Source organism: Companilactobacillus nantensis DSM 16982 (assembly GCF_001435815.1).
GTDB classification, from domain to species: domain Bacteria; phylum Bacillota; class Bacilli; order Lactobacillales; family Lactobacillaceae; genus Companilactobacillus; species Companilactobacillus nantensis.
In genome coordinates, this window is the sequence record NZ_AZFV01000018.1 from 36,729 (window position 1) to 54,252 (window position 17,524).

32 protein-coding genes and 2 tRNA genes are annotated in these 17,524 nt (G+C 35.5%); all 34 read right to left on the reverse strand.

Going from position 1 to position 17,524, the window contains the following annotated elements; translation table 11 throughout:
* Window positions 1-13: 13 nt before the first annotated feature.
* The 34 genes from FD31_RS08685 to FD31_RS14135 all read right to left on the reverse strand — a co-directional run bounded on the left by FD31_RS08685 (window position 14) and on the right by FD31_RS14135 (window position 17,524).
* Window positions 14-208 carry a DUF1056 family protein gene (locus FD31_RS08685; RefSeq protein WP_057892385.1) on the reverse strand — a complete coding sequence of 65 codons (195 nt, stop codon included), beginning with the start codon at window positions 206-208 and terminating at the stop codon, window positions 14-16.
* Window positions 209-219: 11 nt separating this feature from the next.
* A complete protein-coding gene (locus FD31_RS08690) occupies window positions 220-2,094 on the reverse strand; it encodes a terminase large subunit (protein WP_057892386.1) in 1,875 nt (624 codons plus the stop codon).
* A gap of 3 nt (window positions 2,095-2,097) precedes the next feature.
* The gene (locus tag FD31_RS08695) at window positions 2,098-2,586 is read right to left on the reverse strand and encodes a phage terminase small subunit P27 family (RefSeq protein WP_057892387.1); all 489 of its coding nucleotides are present in this window, start codon (window positions 2,584-2,586) and stop codon (window positions 2,098-2,100) included.
* A gap of 96 nt (window positions 2,587-2,682) precedes the next feature.
* Window positions 2,683-3,210 carry an HNH endonuclease gene (locus FD31_RS08700; protein WP_162258547.1) on the reverse strand — a complete coding sequence of 176 codons (528 nt, stop codon included), beginning with the start codon at window positions 3,208-3,210 and terminating at the stop codon, window positions 2,683-2,685.
* Window positions 3,170-3,313, reverse strand: coding sequence for a hypothetical protein (locus tag FD31_RS14120; protein ID WP_157049157.1), 144 nt, complete (start codon window positions 3,311-3,313; stop codon window positions 3,170-3,172). The genes FD31_RS08700 and FD31_RS14120 overlap by 41 nt, the downstream gene beginning before the upstream one ends.
* A 95-nt stretch (window positions 3,314-3,408) precedes the next feature.
* The gene (locus FD31_RS08705) at window positions 3,409-3,840 is read right to left on the reverse strand and encodes a hypothetical protein (protein ID WP_057892389.1); all 432 of its coding nucleotides are present in this window, start codon (window positions 3,838-3,840) and stop codon (window positions 3,409-3,411) included.
* A gap of 283 nt (window positions 3,841-4,123) precedes the next feature.
* A tRNA-OTHER gene (locus FD31_RS14125) sits at window positions 4,124-4,200 on the reverse strand.
* Window positions 4,201-4,520: 320 nt separating this feature from the next.
* Window positions 4,521-4,593: transfer RNA gene (locus tag FD31_RS08710), tRNA-Asn, on the reverse strand.
* Between the two features lie 353 nt (window positions 4,594-4,946).
* Window positions 4,947-5,378, reverse strand: coding sequence for a hypothetical protein (locus tag FD31_RS08715; RefSeq protein ID WP_083483629.1), 432 nt, complete (start codon window positions 5,376-5,378; stop codon window positions 4,947-4,949).
* 12 nt (window positions 5,379-5,390) lie between these two features.
* A complete protein-coding gene (locus tag FD31_RS08720; protein ID WP_057892391.1) occupies window positions 5,391-5,735 on the reverse strand; it encodes a hypothetical protein in 345 nt (114 codons plus the stop codon).
* Window positions 5,736-6,056: a hypothetical protein gene (locus FD31_RS08725; protein WP_057892392.1), complete on the reverse strand. Its 321-nt coding sequence runs from the start codon at window positions 6,054-6,056 to the stop codon at window positions 5,736-5,738. It abuts the gene before it with no gap.
* A 55-nt stretch (window positions 6,057-6,111) separates the two neighbouring features.
* Entirely contained in the window at window positions 6,112-6,339 is a 228-nt protein-coding gene (locus FD31_RS08730) for a hypothetical protein (RefSeq protein ID WP_057892393.1), read from the reverse strand.
* Complete coding sequence (locus FD31_RS14130; RefSeq protein ID WP_157049158.1) at window positions 6,339-6,491, reverse strand: hypothetical protein; 153 nt, start codon at window positions 6,489-6,491, stop codon at window positions 6,339-6,341. The genes FD31_RS08730 and FD31_RS14130 overlap by 1 nt, the downstream gene beginning before the upstream one ends.
* A gap of 137 nt (window positions 6,492-6,628) precedes the next feature.
* The gene (locus FD31_RS08735; RefSeq protein WP_057892394.1) at window positions 6,629-6,868 is read right to left on the reverse strand and encodes a hypothetical protein; all 240 of its coding nucleotides are present in this window, start codon (window positions 6,866-6,868) and stop codon (window positions 6,629-6,631) included.
* Entirely contained in the window at window positions 6,868-7,083 is a 216-nt protein-coding gene (locus FD31_RS08740; RefSeq protein WP_057892395.1) for a hypothetical protein, read from the reverse strand. The genes FD31_RS08735 and FD31_RS08740 overlap by 1 nt, the downstream gene beginning before the upstream one ends.
* Window positions 7,083-7,319 carry a hypothetical protein gene (locus FD31_RS08745; protein WP_057892396.1) on the reverse strand — a complete coding sequence of 79 codons (237 nt, stop codon included), beginning with the start codon at window positions 7,317-7,319 and terminating at the stop codon, window positions 7,083-7,085. The genes FD31_RS08740 and FD31_RS08745 overlap by 1 nt, the downstream gene beginning before the upstream one ends.
* The gene (locus tag FD31_RS08750) at window positions 7,312-7,512 is read right to left on the reverse strand and encodes a hypothetical protein (RefSeq protein ID WP_057892397.1); all 201 of its coding nucleotides are present in this window, start codon (window positions 7,510-7,512) and stop codon (window positions 7,312-7,314) included. The genes FD31_RS08745 and FD31_RS08750 overlap by 8 nt, the downstream gene beginning before the upstream one ends.
* The gene (locus tag FD31_RS08755) at window positions 7,505-7,714 is read right to left on the reverse strand and encodes a hypothetical protein (protein WP_057892398.1); all 210 of its coding nucleotides are present in this window, start codon (window positions 7,712-7,714) and stop codon (window positions 7,505-7,507) included. Before FD31_RS08755 ends, FD31_RS08750 begins: the two co-directional genes overlap by 8 nt.
* A 49-nt stretch (window positions 7,715-7,763) precedes the next feature.
* A complete protein-coding gene (locus FD31_RS08760; protein WP_057892399.1) occupies window positions 7,764-7,988 on the reverse strand; it encodes a hypothetical protein in 225 nt (74 codons plus the stop codon).
* On the reverse strand, window positions 7,988-8,392 hold the full coding sequence (locus tag FD31_RS08765; protein WP_057892400.1) for a hypothetical protein: 405 nt from the start codon (window positions 8,390-8,392) through the stop codon (window positions 7,988-7,990). Before FD31_RS08765 ends, FD31_RS08760 begins: the two co-directional genes overlap by 1 nt.
* On the reverse strand, window positions 8,392-8,580 hold the full coding sequence (locus FD31_RS08770; RefSeq protein WP_057892401.1) for a hypothetical protein: 189 nt from the start codon (window positions 8,578-8,580) through the stop codon (window positions 8,392-8,394). Before FD31_RS08770 ends, FD31_RS08765 begins: the two co-directional genes overlap by 1 nt.
* A 29-nt stretch (window positions 8,581-8,609) precedes the next feature.
* Complete coding sequence (locus FD31_RS08775) at window positions 8,610-8,936, reverse strand: hypothetical protein (RefSeq protein WP_057892402.1); 327 nt, start codon at window positions 8,934-8,936, stop codon at window positions 8,610-8,612.
* Window positions 8,937-9,344: a DUF1642 domain-containing protein gene (locus tag FD31_RS08780; protein ID WP_057892403.1), complete on the reverse strand. Its 408-nt coding sequence runs from the start codon at window positions 9,342-9,344 to the stop codon at window positions 8,937-8,939.
* Window positions 9,345-9,354: 10 nt separating this feature from the next.
* Window positions 9,355-9,762 (reverse strand): hypothetical protein, encoded by a 408-nt coding sequence (locus tag FD31_RS08785; RefSeq protein ID WP_147007356.1) that lies wholly within the window; start codon window positions 9,760-9,762, stop codon window positions 9,355-9,357.
* Between the two features lie 72 nt (window positions 9,763-9,834).
* Window positions 9,835-10,299 (reverse strand): hypothetical protein, encoded by a 465-nt coding sequence (locus FD31_RS08790; protein ID WP_057892405.1) that lies wholly within the window; start codon window positions 10,297-10,299, stop codon window positions 9,835-9,837.
* A gap of 3 nt (window positions 10,300-10,302) precedes the next feature.
* The gene (locus FD31_RS08795; RefSeq protein WP_057892406.1) at window positions 10,303-10,725 is read right to left on the reverse strand and encodes a hypothetical protein; all 423 of its coding nucleotides are present in this window, start codon (window positions 10,723-10,725) and stop codon (window positions 10,303-10,305) included.
* Complete coding sequence (locus tag FD31_RS08800; protein ID WP_057892407.1) at window positions 10,725-11,189, reverse strand: hypothetical protein; 465 nt, start codon at window positions 11,187-11,189, stop codon at window positions 10,725-10,727. Before FD31_RS08800 ends, FD31_RS08795 begins: the two co-directional genes overlap by 1 nt.
* Window positions 11,190-11,254: 65 nt before the next feature.
* Window positions 11,255-11,557, reverse strand: coding sequence for a VRR-NUC domain-containing protein (locus FD31_RS08805; protein ID WP_057892408.1), 303 nt, complete (start codon window positions 11,555-11,557; stop codon window positions 11,255-11,257).
* Between the two features lie 316 nt (window positions 11,558-11,873).
* Complete coding sequence (locus FD31_RS08810) at window positions 11,874-14,180, reverse strand: phage/plasmid primase, P4 family (RefSeq protein ID WP_057892409.1); 2,307 nt, start codon at window positions 14,178-14,180, stop codon at window positions 11,874-11,876.
* A gap of 15 nt (window positions 14,181-14,195) precedes the next feature.
* Entirely contained in the window at window positions 14,196-14,720 is a 525-nt protein-coding gene (locus FD31_RS08815; protein WP_057892410.1) for a DUF669 domain-containing protein, read from the reverse strand.
* Window positions 14,721-14,735: 15 nt separating this feature from the next.
* On the reverse strand, window positions 14,736-16,160 hold the full coding sequence (locus FD31_RS08820) for a DEAD/DEAH box helicase (RefSeq protein WP_235805347.1): 1,425 nt from the start codon (window positions 16,158-16,160) through the stop codon (window positions 14,736-14,738).
* Complete coding sequence (locus FD31_RS08825; protein ID WP_057892412.1) at window positions 16,078-16,806, reverse strand: AAA family ATPase; 729 nt, start codon at window positions 16,804-16,806, stop codon at window positions 16,078-16,080. The genes FD31_RS08820 and FD31_RS08825 overlap by 83 nt, the downstream gene beginning before the upstream one ends.
* Window positions 16,807-16,808: 2 nt before the next feature.
* A complete protein-coding gene (locus tag FD31_RS08830; RefSeq protein WP_057892413.1) occupies window positions 16,809-17,288 on the reverse strand; it encodes a siphovirus Gp157 family protein in 480 nt (159 codons plus the stop codon).
* Window positions 17,289-17,368: 80 nt separating this feature from the next.
* The gene (locus FD31_RS14135; protein ID WP_157049159.1) at window positions 17,369-17,524 is read right to left on the reverse strand and encodes a hypothetical protein; all 156 of its coding nucleotides are present in this window, start codon (window positions 17,522-17,524) and stop codon (window positions 17,369-17,371) included.

Below are 17,524 nucleotides of genomic sequence, written 5' to 3' on the forward strand. Positions count from 1 at the left end.
TCTATTCAGGCGGTTATTTGGTGGGTTTATTAAGAATCAACGCTACTAAAATTAAAGTGACACCAACTACATAATTACCTACTGTCACTCCAAAATGATATGTAGTCACATCAATTACAATCAATGCCAATAAAAAAAGCACTGTATCTAAGTTAATTAGAAGCCAGTGCTTAAAACTATTAAATTTTATTACTAAATTTTTAACCATTGGTCTCCCTTCTAAAAGCTAAATTTACCTGAGTTCAAGTATTTTTTAATATCATCATCGGAATATCTCGACAATGGATCGTCACGGTCTCGCATATCGTTGAAGTAATACATTGCCTGATACATTGCATCAATTAAGGCATCGACCACATCAATCTTTAATGACTGTTTAGACTTTCCAATTTCCATACCAGCCCTGTTCTCGCCGACTTCGGCATTCATAAGAGCCTTTTTCATAATTTCATCATCTTCATGTGAAATATTTCTGTGAAAGAAGCTATCCTGAATATATTTAATTGATTCAGTTAACATGTAAGAAGTTTGCTTGATAGGCATGATATTCCAATCAGTTTTATCATTTAATGCTTGCGTAAAATTATTAGTTCTCAATGCATCATAGCCAAAAAATAGAACATTCAAATTATTCTCTTCTACAAATGTCATAAGCCACGTATAAACTTGGTCTAAATTAATAAGTCCACGCTCGTTATTGGTAATCGTGCAATAACCTAGTTCAGCAAACTTTCGATATTCAATTCCGTCTGATTTTTCCTTAGATGAAATTGACCCCATTAGCTTCCACGGAATAAAAGAGTGTTGCATGATATGATAGCGTTCCATTCCGTTCTCTTTATACGGAAAGATAAATGTTAATGACGTGTTATCAGATGTAAGACTGGCATCAAAGCCAATGTAAACATCTCTGCCGCTTATATCAAAATCAGTAGCAGATGTAGTAGCTTCCCAATCATCTAAATCAATATATGAATTAGTTTTGTAATCTAACCAAAGATTTAAATTCTTGTTAGCAAATCTAAATTCTTCACCAGATAGACGTTTATCATCAAGTTCTTGTTTCAAACCTGACATTAAATTATCATGTTCCGATTGCAACAATAATAGAGGGTTACTCTTAGCCCATGTCTCAGGTTTGTTCATTTCATCTTCGCTATCTTGAGCCCAAATTAAAACTAACTTACGGTCTCCCTCTTCATGTTCATCACGTTCCATAATCTTAATAATGGAATCTTCTTCTTGTTTAAAAGGAACCGTAGAATCAGGATAAGCAGTAGAAATTTGAGTAAATTGAGAGTTAGGAACTTTAACTTGTCCAGAAGTGATTTTACTGGTAACAACAGAGTGATTAGTTTCGCCTGCTTCATCAAAAACGGCAAACAAAAAGTGATAAGAATCGAACTTACCACTCTCTGCTGACAATTGTAATAACCTATTATTCGTATTACGTTGGATTACTTTATTATATTGAACATCTAAATCAGTTTCTTTTTTTATTCTTTCAAATAAAACGTTTTTATCAATGATTTTATTCATCATCGTTGAAATATAACCATAAATCTTTCGTGCTTGGTCTGTAATATTTGAAGTAACCATTAAATCTTGATTATCTAATCCCATTGTTTCTATTAAATAAGAATAGCAAGCAATGATAGACATTAAATATGTCTTGCCTTGACCACGAGCAACAGAAATAATAACTGAACCATAACGTTTATTACCAGTCTTAATTTCTCGCCAACCAAACATAAGACAAAGAATAAAGTTTTGCCAATCCATCAATGGTACTGGTTCACCCGTATCAACATTTGGACAAATATCTGCGAAATTTAAAACTTGTTGACACTTTTCAACATCATAATAATAAGGATATTTATAATCAGAATCTTCAACACATTGGAGGTCTCGTAATTGTCTGTATGCTGCAAGTTTCATATTGTATCCAGAGATAACCTCCAAATCTAAAACTCTAAAGGCATATTTTGTACCTTCATCTCTATACTTTTCTCTAATATCACTAAAATCTCTTGAGCGATACTCATTTAAAAGTTTAAGTGAGCGCTGACTACGTTTTATCTTAGATAAATCCATTTACTAACCTCCAAACTTCTTTAATTCTTTTTGAATATCAATATCATCGTCTTTTTTACCATTAACTCCTATACGTTGAGAGTGAGAGTTAAAATCAATTCCAAGTGTCATACCAAGACTTCTTAAAGTCTTAGAACAATTATCAACGATACCAACAGCAGGGTTCTTTTTTAAATTTCCATTTTCATCCATATAAACTTGACCATGTTCTGCAATACTATTAACCGCATCTAGGTACATTGCATACTGTGTGCAGAACAATTCGAGATTAGTCTGATCTAGTACACTAACCAATCCGACTGATTCAAGCTGCGGAACTAATGACTTCCACAACTTCTTAGCTTCTGGCATTAGATAGCTTGGTGCTCTCTTAGGTAGCTTTTTAAGCCCTTTTCTAGCTTGTTTGACAGCTGTTTGACGTGCCTTTTGTTCTGGATGTTTAGGGTCTACAATCGCTAAATTAGGCTTTCTACCTGCGTTTCTTGGGTTCAACTTCTCACCTCCTACGTTAAAAGTTTAATTTTCGGACTTTCTTTTTACCTCATGCCCACTATGCGAGCTGTCTCCCTGACACACATGGGCGGGGGTCTATTTTGAAAAGTTCGGTAGTTCTGAAATATCTTTTAATAAAATATCTTTTTTAATTTTTTGACTACTCTGATAACCTGTGTGATAAAACTTACGTTCCCAATCTGTCTTGCGACTATGACATCCACGACAGATTACAGCTAAGTTTGATATGTCACGAATTAGTTCAGGTGCAACTTGAGCTGGTACGATATGGTCAACTGTATTAGCTGGTCTCACAATGCCAAAGCGATAGCAGTATTTGCAAATGTAATTGTCTCGTTCAAGAATTGACAATCGAATGTGTTTCCATTCTCTTGAATGATAGAAACTATCACGTTGTTTTCGTTCGTCAGTAGCACCACGAGCAGTAGCATTGTACTCATGTGTATGTTGCTTAATGTGTGAACGTTGCTTAGCTATACGTTCCTCATATGCTGGCAGGTCTGCTATGTGTTCATTACAGAACGGTATGTTACCAGCCACTAAGTTATGACAACCACTATGCTTACATCTTGTTACGAACATGATTACATCTGGACCTTTCAATTGCTTCAAAGTCTTCTAATGCAATAAAGTTACTAGGAACATAATTAAGTAGACCTTGAAGCTTAACTTTAGGCGTTGTTATGTACTCTTCATCATTCTTCATTGCTGTTATCCCTCCAATATAAAAAGGATAGCCGCATGACTATCCCTCTTGTTTAATAATTAACTAAGATACAAAACATTAATTAATTATTTTTGTTATAGATTTACTTTACTAAACTTCAACTCTACTTTGCATTCACTTCCGCTAGTAAAGAATGTGGCTGTTATTTTGTTATATTTTGATAGCCATTTTTTCCTTACGTCTGGTTCAGTAAGTGATTTTAAAACTTTATCAAACATTCTTTTATCTTCTGTCGTGAGTAAATCTTTTTTACTTTCACCCGAACCCGATATCTCAAACTGTTTGATTGCGGATGAATCATCTTCACATATGTAGCAAACTGATTTAACTACTTTGGAATAGTTCAATACTGCACTGAACTGTTCAATCATACTTAATATATGTGGATCCGACGTCTTTGTATCAAAGTCCCCTAGCAATGTATCATTGGTGCCGTCACCTGCTTTGAAATCTAGTTCAGATACAAGTAACATACCTGCATTTAATACATCTTCTGTATTAGACATTTTTATTTTCCCTCTTCCGGACCTAATATTTTTGTACTTCCAGTCCTATATACTTATAATATAAATCTTTTGCTAAAAAGAGGAAAATAAAAGACCGATACAATAATGTATCAGTCAGTGGCGTATTAGATACGCGTTGTATTAATAATAGTGTGGGTTGGAATCGAACCAACATCTAACTAGTATTCGTTCTACCATTTTTGAACTACCACACTCTCCATGACACTCCCAGCACTGGCTAAGTGCTACTATACTATCCTCTATGTGTCATGCCCACCAAATATAGTGTGAGTAGGATTCGAACCTACGATTTTTCCTGTCCTGCTTAGAGAACTGTTCAGCTTAGTGAACTATCACACTACTGTTTATTAGCCTTAACGGTTACACGTCTGCTCCCCTCATCATCACAGTCTCACCTACGTACGAATAGTAGGAATAAGCTTCACGGCTAATATTATTTAAGCATTCATCAGGCAACGCCTATGTTAATACCATCAATGACTATGATCATTATCCAAGTGGACTGTTTTCATAATCAATATAGCTAGGCATGGAATCGAACCATGCACCATCATTTGTCTTTAGCGTTACCCTTTGCGCCACTAGCCATCAGTTGTTTTATCGAAGGAATTAAATGAGGTTTCCTTTTAAATTTTGTATGACCATTTTCCGCTGGCCAACGTATCAAGTAGGGATTGAACCTACAACCTTTCGGTTAACAGCCGAATGCTCTACCAGTTGAGCTATTGATGCAAAACAGTGATATGCTCATCACTGCCAAATTGGAAGGCATTTTTAACTTTTACTAGGATGCAACCTAGTTGCTGAAATTATCAGCAATGTGAGAATCGAGACTCGAACTCGAAAGTTAATCAAAGTGTTTATGTTAAATCCAGGGTTAAAATTGTTTGGTCTTTATTAACTTGCCCAATGCTTTCTCACAGTATACAGAGAGTTTCCACACTCTCTGTAATGTCGATTAAACGGCGAATGCCACGCCATTTGTAAATATATTGAGGTGAAACAGTTGCACTTTGGCTAACTGTCTATGCTACTAATTTACTACTTCCAAACCCCTTAATCGTGCCACAATCGTGCCAACTTTTTTAGGGTTCATAAATATCTAACTCTCGTGCTAGTCTCTGAAAGAAATCTCCTTTAAGTCGTTTGACCGTTCTAACAGAACAATTAACAATGTGATCATAAGATAATCCTTCAACTGTATACGTTCGATACTTCTTAAAATACAATTCACTAATAATCTTTTGAGTTTCTAAGTCTGATTCAAAAAAGCACTTTTCGACTGCTGATTTTTCTCGTTCAAGAACCTTAAGCCGCTTGTCTGCATCAATAGTAACCATCATCTGTTCTTGTGGTTTAGATATCTTACTAGACTTACCACCGCCAACATTCTCATCAATTTCACGATGTGGAATCATTAGTTCCTGCTTGCGCTCCTTGATATACTTTTCAAGTTCCGGGTAATCCTTTAAAATTGCTTCTACTCTAATACGTACGTCTGATCTAATAATGCTCACCTCTAGTTTTTTCTAGTCTTCCCAATAAATACGAGCGTTTACTCTATAATCAAGGCATTCAATATTATCAAAACTAAATACCATAGACTCATTCATTGTTGCAACTTCTATTAATCTACTTTTTCTATATATTGTTGCCACTGGTTTTGATTCTTCGCGGAAAGCAAACCCTCCGGTTTCTAAAATCACTTTAATTACTACGGGATTGTCGTCCTGCTCTTCTAATTTAGGCAGTGGCTTGGGATGCGACGGAACTTTAATTTTACGATTCTTATTGTGATTTAAGATTGATTGTGCAGGAATGCGTACAAGCCAATAGCAAATTACACCTATGATAAAACCAATTGCTATATTCATTTACTCACCGTCCTCATTAATACCAAGGTTGCAGCTAACTGATTGATAACATTCAATTCTGTTTAAATTGAATACAGCAATATTTGCTGGTGGATATACATCGTTGTATTTATTGTGCATAGGACTTAATTTGATTCCATCTTCGCAAATAAATATAACCGCTCCATCCTTGATTTCAGTTTTAATAACATTTGAAACTGTCGCTTTAGTATGATCAATAAATCTTATTTCAAAGTCTCGTTTAAAATAGTATTTATCTTTTTTAAGAAAGGGTGGAGTCTGTGGTACTGGACGTTTATTTTCATGATTTACTTTAAACATGTTTTCTCCTATGTCATGACGTATATTTATATTGTGTTGAGTTTGTAGAGCTGAACTAAGCTTTGTTGAGCTTGTCTATATCAATCTCATGTTCTTCGATTTCGTAGAACTTAGCTCCCATTTTTTTAGTTTGTTTAATAATAAGACTATGGTCATCGCTAATACTTTTAAAAGTCATGGCTTTTACACGATTACTGGTAAACTTTACAGAACCTATGTTAGTAGTCCAACCGATTAAGTCTATTTTCTCTAAATACATGCCACCTAATTTTGCTACATACATTATTCAATTTCCTCCAATGGAAAATCTAAAGTTTCATGATTATCTCTATAAATTGGATCATTAAGATTAGCCAAGTAAGCTGTTACTTGATTGCGATTAGCAAACTCTTTAATTTCTTCGGTTCCATCTGGTGCCACTATTCTATATTGCATTTATTTGTCCTCCAAGTTTGATAGAGAGAGTATTAATATTGCTAGGCTTAAGATCATAGTTCGAATTGAACCGTTTGTGGCAGAAAGTATGACTATGGTTAGCACTGACAGAACAACAGCAGTTTCTGACATTATTCTCATTTACTTAATTTCCTTCCACATACCGGACAAAAACTAATTGGAGTTATTCCTACGCCATCGCCCTCTACCATCAGATAATATTTATTAGGTTCTGCAAGTTCTTTCAAATAAAAGCTTTTATCAATGTCATCATTTGTTTTTATGATGATTGCTCCTTCATAATCTCCATCAAAACCTTTAGTTGATTGATTATATCCAATGAATTCCTCACCATTTACATCACAATATTCACACATTACAGTTTCCTCCCACAATGTGGACAATAGTTAAACGTTCCTACTGTCCCAGTAGTTCCGCCATCTGATTTCCCATCATTTCTATCGACTGTTCGATATACTCTTAACTTAAATTGATTTCCCGACATGATAATTTTGACCTTTAGCTTGTCTTTCCACAGCGTTGGCGTCCAATCTGTGATATTGACTTCCTTACCATTACAGTATTCACACATTATTTGACCTCCTTAAAGGTTTCAGAGAATACGTTTGGTGAAATATTCCATTTATGATATCCGTCTATGGTTTGAACAATCCATTCTCCAACAACTAGATCAGTTAAATATATGCCATCATAGAATACACAACAGCCATCGCTATCATATTCATAATCCAAGTTGTATTTTTGAATCATAGCTAAACTACCGTCAAATTTTTCAGCCTTAAATTTTCCTGTGTATTCTTTAATCATCAATACAATTCTCCGTTCTATAAGAATCTAATACGCCAGCTAGGTCGTCCATCATCTCAATAGTTAAATTAAGTTGGCTATACTCCATTGACGTATGATTCAGAATTAGCTGTTCATCATCAACTAAATAACTGATAGCTTCGTTCAAAGTATTAGATGTAACCCTGATTGCATTCTTTTCAACTTTATTCATAATCAGTACCCTTTTCTGAATCGAAATAAAGGCTCCAGCCTTCTAAAGAGACCGTAAATTCTTTACCGCATTTAGAACATTCCCAATCGGTTGTATCTCCTTCTTCTCGAAGCACTTCCATAGCATCTGAATAATTGTGATCTATATATCCACAATATGGACAAGTGATCCTATCAGAGCCAAAACAATCAATATCTTTCATAACTATCCCCTACCTTTCGAACTTTGCATAATTTGCAAATGTCGTAATATCAAATATTTGATGGTTCACATTCAGAACGAATAGCATTTAAGCAGTCCCAAACGGTTAAAACGTTATCTTTACTAACAATTGCATTGTAAAGGTCTACATCTAGTTGATTCCTAATTCGACCGTTATATAATTTGGCTAATTCTAAAACCATCATATCTTGCGGTAAATTGTATGTTTCAAACCAATCAGTCCAGACTTTAGGCATAACGGGTTTTGAATTCATTATTCGTCCTCCTCACGCTTGATCAGTTTCGCACCTTCAATTTCTTTAATACTTTCAGTTAGGAGTTCGACAGTATCAATATTGGGGTCTGCCCACTTGCGATTAAGTAAGTATTGTCTAAACTGTTCGATTGTCACACGATACTCTGTGAAGTCCATTGGAATCCAACCACTTCCTGAACCAATATCAAAAGTCACTTCTAATGAATCATCATCATTTAAACTAACTATTGTCTTGTCCCAGTAGTAACCATCATCAGAACCATATTCAACAAGTGGTACTCCAATTGTTCCTTCCGGACAATCTATATATTTAGAAGGTTCAGTATTCTTCAACAATTTAATTAAATACTCTTTGAACTTAACTGGTGATTTCAACAATTGTGAAACTTCTTCATACGTCATTAGTTTTCCTCCGCATAGCTAACAATCTTGTACTCACCATGCCAATATGATTTAATACCGCTCATTGAACGTTTAGCCACATTTATATCAGTGAATGCTTTTGTCTGTTCGAAAGTTGACGCATGCTTATCTCTAGCAGGTTCCCACCTGCCTGAATCATTTTTCTCTAAAATCACATATAGTTCCATAATTAATTACCTCATTTCATTTTCTTAAATCAAAACAAACTCATTTCCTTATTAGAACCAGACTCCGATTGAAAAACTATTGCTGTTAGGCCCTTCATTCGACTTATTCCTTTGTCAAACATATCTAAATTCATAAACCAATTTTTGCCAATGTCATATATCAATTCGTTTTCAGAATTAATAAACCATCTGTTACTTCTCATTTGAGTTCCATTAACGTTAAATACTATTTCTACCGAATCACAATAATAGTTATGCCCATTTGCATCTACCCTATATAAACGCCCACGTGTAGGCTTATCAGGTCTAAATAACCCTTTTAGTTGTTTGGAATTCTTTACTTGGACTACATTCATTTATTCGTCCTCCACTGGAAACGCAAATGTTTTATATCTTGGATCAATAGCTTCGATTTCTGACATGGTAAATTGTGTTTGATAATCGTCGTCTTCGTCATCATTATCGCTAACGAAATAACCATGAAAAGAATGTTGATAATTCAAGTAACCTTCATCTCGGTCTAACAATTTCACATAGTATTTTTGTTCAGGAAACTTAGCGTCACCTATATAAAGATCAATCAAGTCTTTAGCAAATTGTGTTTCTTCTTCGTCGTTCAGTCCCCAATAATATGTATTTAAAGAACTGTAAAGGTTTCTATTGTTCATAAAATCACTTAATAAGTACAACGCGCTAGCATGTGTTTCCTTTAATTCTTTATATTCAGCTCGTTTTTCTTTGTTCCAATCAATAATTCTTGTCATAACAATCTCCCTAGTCTACAATCTCAAATTGGTCTTGATTAAACTTTGTACCAGTTAATATAAATTTAAGTTCACCTTTAGATAGCTCTAGCGCTTTTGATATGTTATTTGAAAATTGAACATCGTAATTTGTTGTTAAATAAAGGTCGAAACCATTCAAAGTTGCATTTGCTAACCGATAGATGTGCTTTTCTTCCTCAAACTTGGCCTTATCATTAATGTAATCAGCAATATCTTGAAACAATTGCTCGTCGTCATATTCGTCTTGAATAACATCTATTAATTCTTTTAAGGCTGGCAAATGTTCAAATGAATTTTGCATAATCTCATACAATGGAAAATCATAGTCCTCGCTTAATTTCTTAAAATCGCTTTGTACTTCCTTTGAATATCCCGTTAATACTCGTTTTTCTGTCATGTTTGTGTTCTCCTCATTTTTTGAATAAATTACCCAAGCTTTTGCAAACTCTTCTGACCCCATAGTTTTCTCCTAAACGATTGGCACTAGTCTGTATCTGGCGGTATGGTGTCTCTGCTTGTACTTGCTTGTACGATAGTATCTAAGCGACGCAATAGAAATATCCGTTACTTCTGCAATTTCTGAATACGTGCCCGAAACAACATAGTCACCATTCTTATAGAATTGAAATCTTCGCTTCTTAGCGGTTGATGTTCCTTTGTGATTTTTGTAAGTAAGATATCCATTGATGATGTATCTATTCAATTGATATTCCTTGATTCCTAGCATTTTAGCAGCGTTAGCTTTGGTCATATCCGCATCAAGTAGACGTTGTGCAACTTCAATATCAATCCCTAGTTCAGATTTAACGATTGGATCAACACCGTGATTGAATCGTTTTCTGATAGCAACTAACCGTTTGTCAAATAAGTCAGCATTTTTAACGCTGCCGTAATCTGCTTCAATATCACATACAATTGGAACTATAGATGTCATGATTTACACCTCCACACGTGTAAACATATCGGCTGTAAATTTAGTATGTTGGCTTAGGAATTCTTGAAATTGTTTATCTGTTAATTCTTGATATTTGTTAGTGGAATCAGACCATACTTGCAATGTATAGTAGTCATCCTTAAGCGTTAAATAGATAGCTCCTTTGTCTGAATTGATATCAGCCAGTCTGTACATATGTTTAGGCTGCTGTAACTCGTAATTATCGAAATAAATATCTGTAATAATTGGAATTACAGTATCGTCAGACGACCATGTATCTCCGAGGTCCAGCTCTGTAAACATATTTCCCAGACTTCCGAATCCATCTAAATAGTCTCTAAGAATTTGTCCTAAAAAATTATCTTCTTTAGCTTTATTAATGTAATCTACTAATCTTGTATATTTACTATCTAGTTGTCTTTTCATTAGTCTAAATCCTCCACGGGTGTGAAATAATCTGATGTTAAATTGGTATTGGATAACAGTGAATTCAATTTTGACTTGGTCATTTTTGCATCACAATTTTCGCTTAAACAATTTACTTCTTTTAATCCAATTGAATCGTTAATATCATATTTAAAAGCATAGAGTGAAGTTCCAAATCTTCCATCCACTCCGTTAAATCTCCAATAACATGTGGGCTCTTCAAGTTCGTAATTACTGTTATAGATATCAATAATCGTTTCAACTAGATCAATGATTTCGTTGTCATATAAACAAGTTGTATAAAGCTCTTCAAGAATTATCCATAACTTACTGCCTGGGTTATAACAGTCTTTTGCTTGTCTAGTTGCATCATCTAAAATGTTGACCAGCGTTTTTTCGGGCTTCTGTTCATTTACGTAATCTACTAAGTCCTTATATTTACTGCTTAATTGTCTTTTACTCATAATTTTCTCCTCTATATGTCATGATGTATATTTGTGATGTGTTGGCTCATTAAGCTGGTCAGTGGTTAAAATCCATATCCCACCAGTTCCTCATCTATTATTTTTAATGCATCTTCTGGACTTCGTGCTATACCGTGGATAATCCCATGATTAGCTAACATGTAATGAAATTGAATCTGATCATCACGTGCACGTCCTGTTCGTTTTTTTACTTCAATAAAGAATATCTTTCCATTGCTATCTTTGAATCCAGTTAAGTCTGGGAAACCGCTAGGTGGTCCAGCACGGAAATATCCGCCCCGTTTCATTTCCACAGTGCCTGTATTTGTTCTAAAGATGTGACAATTGTGTTTACTTACGTCAATCATGATTTGTGTTTGAATTTCGTGTTCTTCTGTCTTGTTTATACATATCACTCCAAAATATGAAGGGTTATATGAAGGGTTGGTAAACTGCTATAAGCCTTACAGCTGTATGGTTTCAACCCATATTTTTTTCTATATGAAGGGTTGTATTAAAACTTTTATGATATATATTCATGTACCTATATATATTTATTCTTTTTTTATTATTACTTTTAAGAAAGTAACCCTTCATATATATAAGAATAGGTGTGAAACACTGTCTGGCACTAGGGTTACAGCGTGTAACAAACCCTTCATATTTCACTCTCAACCCTTCATATTATTTAATCCATTGCAATCTGGTATCAGTCTTCATGCACAACCCCACATAGATGTTTCCATTCATCGTATGCTTGCGATCAAACTTCTGCATGAGTTCCTTGCCAAACTTAGTGTTACTCATCTTGTACTGACCATTTTCATCAGCCCAATTCTTGTATTGCTTATATAATTCACTAGATTTAACTTGATATTTCTCACCTGTATCACACATCTCATCAACAAATGCGCTAATAACATCCATTTCTTTACGATATCCCTCACTAGCATTCTCAATAATCGCTGGGGTGTGGAGGCCATGTTGTTGCCACTTCAATGCTCCATCTACTGCCCAATTTAAAATTCCAATTGATTCACGTGCTAGTTTGTACTTCAAATCCTTATCGACCTTGTCATCGGGAATCTGAACTGTGAACGGGATCAATCTGATACGTCTCCAAATACCATCATCAGTTCCACGAATAATCGGCTTGTGGTTAGTTGCTAACCAGAGCTTAAATTCTGGTTCAAACTCGAATTCCTTACCATACAATTGACGTGCAACAACCTTATCTCCACCAGTCAATTGTTTAACTAGTCCTTCGTCCATTCTTAAACCTTCATTAGGCTCGGAACTGGTTACTAATCTTGCTCCCGCTAGTCTCGCAATATCAGAGTTAGGACCGCCAGAATTTTGCTTAACCATGATTGAACTTGCTTGAATAGTTTTTGCATATGTTCCTAAAATATTGCTGATCGTTTCTAGGAATACTGACTTACCGTTTCGACCATTTCCATAAAGAATAAACATAATTTGTTCTTTGATTGAACCAGTCATTGAATATCCGACAGCTGTTTGAACGTAATCAATTAGTTCTTGATTGTGGTCGAATATTTGATCTAAAAACTTAATCCATTCATCACAACCAGACTTATCAGAGTATTCAACGTTTGCTTCTTTACTAAATAATTTCTCAATGTCGTGGTCATGTAATTCCCCACTTGCTAAATCAATATAGCCGTTAGAAACATTTAATAATGTTTTATCAACATCGAATTCTCCTGGTGCGACTGGCACTCTGTGTTTTAATTCGTCCATGACAGCCTTTTTAGCTGAATTACTACGGGAATGTTTAACAAACTTGTCAAATGCTTTCTTAATAGCAACTTCTTCTTTTTCCTCTGCATTAGCTGGAATTTCTACTTTCTCTTTTCCAATGCTTTCTGTCATAGCATCAATTAATTGATGTATTTTGCCTGACTGGTCAACTTCCCAGTAGCTTCCATTAAATATGTACCAACATTTATTAATGTAGGAATATTTGATTAAATCACCAAACTGATCAATCACTCTATCGGTTTCGCCAGTATCATCCCACGAACGTCTTGGCAATTTCTTGTCAGGCTCTTTCATAAATTCAAGGTTGTAGTGCTTAACTGTTCTATGTTCTGGATTTGTAAAGACGTTGTTTGTATCGTTAATAGCTTTGTTCAGAGTTGCCACGCCGTATGTTGTTTTACCGTGTTTCTCATCCCATTTATCACGATATAAAACAGACTGTCTAAAAATAGCATCCATTTTACCAAAATCCCTACCCGTCCAAAAGGCTAGATAGTTAGCAAGTGCTAGGTCTGCTTCTGATTGAGAACCGTAAAGTTTTTCCCAACCGCCATACATGAGAGCCTTAAAGTTATCTCCACTCTTACTATTTATAGCTTGCTTGATAATTTCAAATTCTGATAAATTATTTGGCTCTAAGTCTGTGGAAGTCCTTATAGGGACAACCTTCTTCTCAGCTAAATACTTGTCGTATAAGACGTTTATATTAGCCTTATTGATAGTTTTATTACTGCCTAAACTTTTGCCTGTGAGGGCAAAGAATCGACCCTCGTCGTACATTTCTATGTTGTTCTTACGTCTACGATTACCGGGAATCTCACCTTTAAATATGATGTGAATACCTGTGCCAGATTGACTGACTTCTGTGTATGAGCGAGTAGCATTCATAAATTCTGTAACAATATTGTCCTCATAGTCACCTTGCTGATAGCGCATTAGGTCATCTTCCACATGGTCAATGTCAATCCCGGCATAACCGTTAGCGAAGAAAAAAGATAGTCCATCAAAATCATTAGAGTTTAATTTCAACTCTTCTAGTGCATGGTCAAACGTTGTCCACGTTGTAGGATCATTACTCTTAGCGTTATCGCCAGTGATGGCACTATATGGAATCTTAGTATTTTTTTTACGTTCAGGAACCCACTTTAATTTGAATAGACCCCACTGGTTCAGGTCACGAAGTTCTTGCGGTATTTGTTCATATGACATTAGCTTCTCCTTTAATTAAAATGGCAAATCTGAGTCAGAGACTTCTGGTGTTTGGTGGTCTACTGGATTAGGATCTTTAAATTTGTGTTGGACATTAGGGAATTTTGTTTCCTTAATACTCCAAGGTGCAATTTGATTGATTTCGGTTGTTTCACCGTTGTATTCATTTTCAGTTTTCTTAACATATACATTGACTGCTTTACCAGTAATAATATCCATAAATGATTGAACATCAGGAATATCAGTACCTTCTGGAACTTTGCAAGCGTCCAAAATGTATTGGAATCCTTGCATGTCATATTGATTAGTTGCGTGACGTTTCCAGTTGTCCATAAATACAACACGATTGTGATACTTCTTTTGATTTTCATCTGATCCGTCTAAGTCGTTTCTGACTACTAGTTTCAATTGAAGTGATTCAGCACCACTCTTAGTAGCTCGCTCTTGAGCTGATTGAATAATCATTTCATATATTCCTGTTGGTAACGGTTCAAAATTGCTTTCTTCGTTCTTTGAATAATCCGATTTAATAAATGACATTTAATTTGTCTCCTTTTAACTTTTTACAAATCCATGCAGCTTAGCCTGAAAGTAAGCCCAACCTGGTTTGTAATTTTTAGCTTTAGCCATTAGCTGAAAATCTCTAAAAGACTTAGCGTCTTCTGGTTTCATTTCGCTATATCTAACTTGTTCGTAATCTGTTTTAAACTTAAAATCTTTGGTAATCTTCTCGACCTTGGCTGACTTATCAACTTGCATACCCGTTGACTCAGTCGGTATTTCAAACCCGCATATTGGGCAAATACTGTAAGCAGCTGATATGACTGCGAAGCAATATGGACATGTTCTAATAGCTATCCCACTACTACTGGCACCCTTTTTCTTTTTACTACTGTTTAAACTCCACTTTCTAGGGGTGTCAGGTAATCCAAAACGTGTGTAGTTCGCAACGTGATCTATAATGGTTGCTGTCTTACCAGACTTATATCTCATACACCGCATTGATTGTTGAATGAATAGAGAGAGTGATTCGGTTGGACGTAACATAATTACCGTTTGGCAATCTGGAACGTCCACACCCTCGCCATACAATTCCGCGTTAACTAGTATTTGTACCTTGCCACTTCGAAAGTCATTCATGGCTTGCTCCCGTTTGTCCTTAGGGGTAGTACCATCAACTTGCAATGCCTTGTAACCTGCTTGATTAAACTCATTGGCTACTTTGATACTTGATTGCACACTGTGAGCATAGACAATTGTTTTCGTCCCACTAGCAATACGTTTGTATTCTTTAATGACATCCCCATAAATAATGTTCTTAGAGGCTTCATTCATAGACTTGCTACTGAAATCACCAGTAGAATTTTTCTTTAACTTTTGGTCATCAATCAATTTCACGGAATAGTAGTTATACGGTGCCAAGAAATGATTGTCTATCAGCCAATCAATTTGCGGTCCTAGAATCAGGTCATCAAATACCTTTGACAATCCTTGTCCTGACAGCCTAATTGGTGTCGCTGTAAATCCAACCACATTAGCGTTGTTAAAGTATTCAAATATTCGTGTGTACGTCTTTGCTAATGCGTGATGACATTCATCAACAAGTATCAGTTGTGGTACTTCTAGCCCTTTCAAACGCCTTGTAACAGTTTGAACCATGCCCACATAGCAGAGAGTCATATTCACTCCGTAGGCTTTGAATGTTTTCTTGACTTGCTCAACAATCTCTCGTCTGTGGACTATGAATAGGACAATATTGCCCTTATCAGTAGCACTTTTAGCAATGGCAGCCATCGTAACTGTTTTCCCTGAACCAGCTGGGGATTGAACTACAACGTTATGATTACCGGCCAATAGTGAATGTTTTAGATCAGTGATAAGTTTCTTTTGATAATCTCTAAGAACGAACATCGCTGTCGCTTGCCTGTTCAGAGCTACCCCAGTTAAATAAATCTTCTTGCATTGCAAAAGTTCTATCATCAATTTGGTTCTTAACATAGTAAGCAGGTGTTGGAGCAAGTAAGTAACCACGTTTCTTTGTTTCATCACTAATAACTAGTCTTGCAACAACATTCATTAATCCCATGATTTTATTGACTGATTTCTCTCTAATATCAGGGATAAGTTGTGTAAATGATTGACCTTCTGGAGAAATAATTTCTCTGTTACCTTCCCATGCCGTGTAAATCTTATTAATATTTTTCCAGCTATTGATGTATTGGATCATGTCGTGTAAATAATATGTGTATTGGTTATAGTCACCTTGCTGTGGAGTTCCCATATCTTTACCACTTTTAGTCTTGCTTTCATTGGCTTTCTCACCAAACCAAGACTGTTCAAACTCTGATAAATTATCAAAGAAAATATTGTCGTATTTATCGATATAGTTATCATGAATATCCTTTAGCAGCTCTTTAGTTTTGAGGGCTGGGTGAATAGTATCAAGGTAAACAATGTCAATATTATCTAACCCTGATAGAACGTTAGTTGTTCTGTCCACATCAATTACAAGCGTTTTGCCCGGTAAATACTTGGCTGTTGTTGTCTTACCTGTTCCAGGTTGTGCATAGATCAATACAGAAAAATCTTTGCCTTTACTGATTTGTGACGCATTTACTACTTCCATATCTATCTAATCCGTAAAGATGAACTGACACTTAATTCAGCACCAGGAACATCCTTTCCTTCCTTTAACAATTCTTTGATACGTGTTTTGTCAGGCACTGTGGTAGTTTTACTTAAGTAAGCTGGAATTTTACCCTCATCAGGAATCTTTACAGAAGCAGGATTGTTCTGTATGTAAATAGTAAATTCTTTAGTCTTGATCTTAGTTTTACCAGTTATCTCCATTGCATCTTGCAAATTCTGCTTTAAGATACGGCGATTATTGTTGATAGATTGCGCACGTGCTGATAGTCGTTGAACTTCTTCACGCAACGCAACCTCATCTTTAGCAAGCTCTTTATCTACTTTTGCGTAACCCACAGCCTTATCCTCTATTGCGTCCTTAATAGAGTCCATAGTGTCGTTGAATGCTGTTGGGTCTACATCTTCTGCTAACTCAAGCAGTTTATGATAACTACCCGTTAATTCATATAATGTAGCCATTTATTTATTCTCCCTCTGTGATATAATTTCCTTGTTAATTAATATTTAGTCGTAGTAGACGTTGTCATTCCTAATTTCCGTTAGGAGTGACTTTTTTGTTGCTCTAATTTTCTAGCAGCTTCATGATATTTCTCACGATTACGATCTGACATCACCCATCGAAATAGAAGTTGCCTATTTCGATAATGGATTGAAGCCATAATCACCCTGTTGACGTGTTCACTGATTGTTACCAT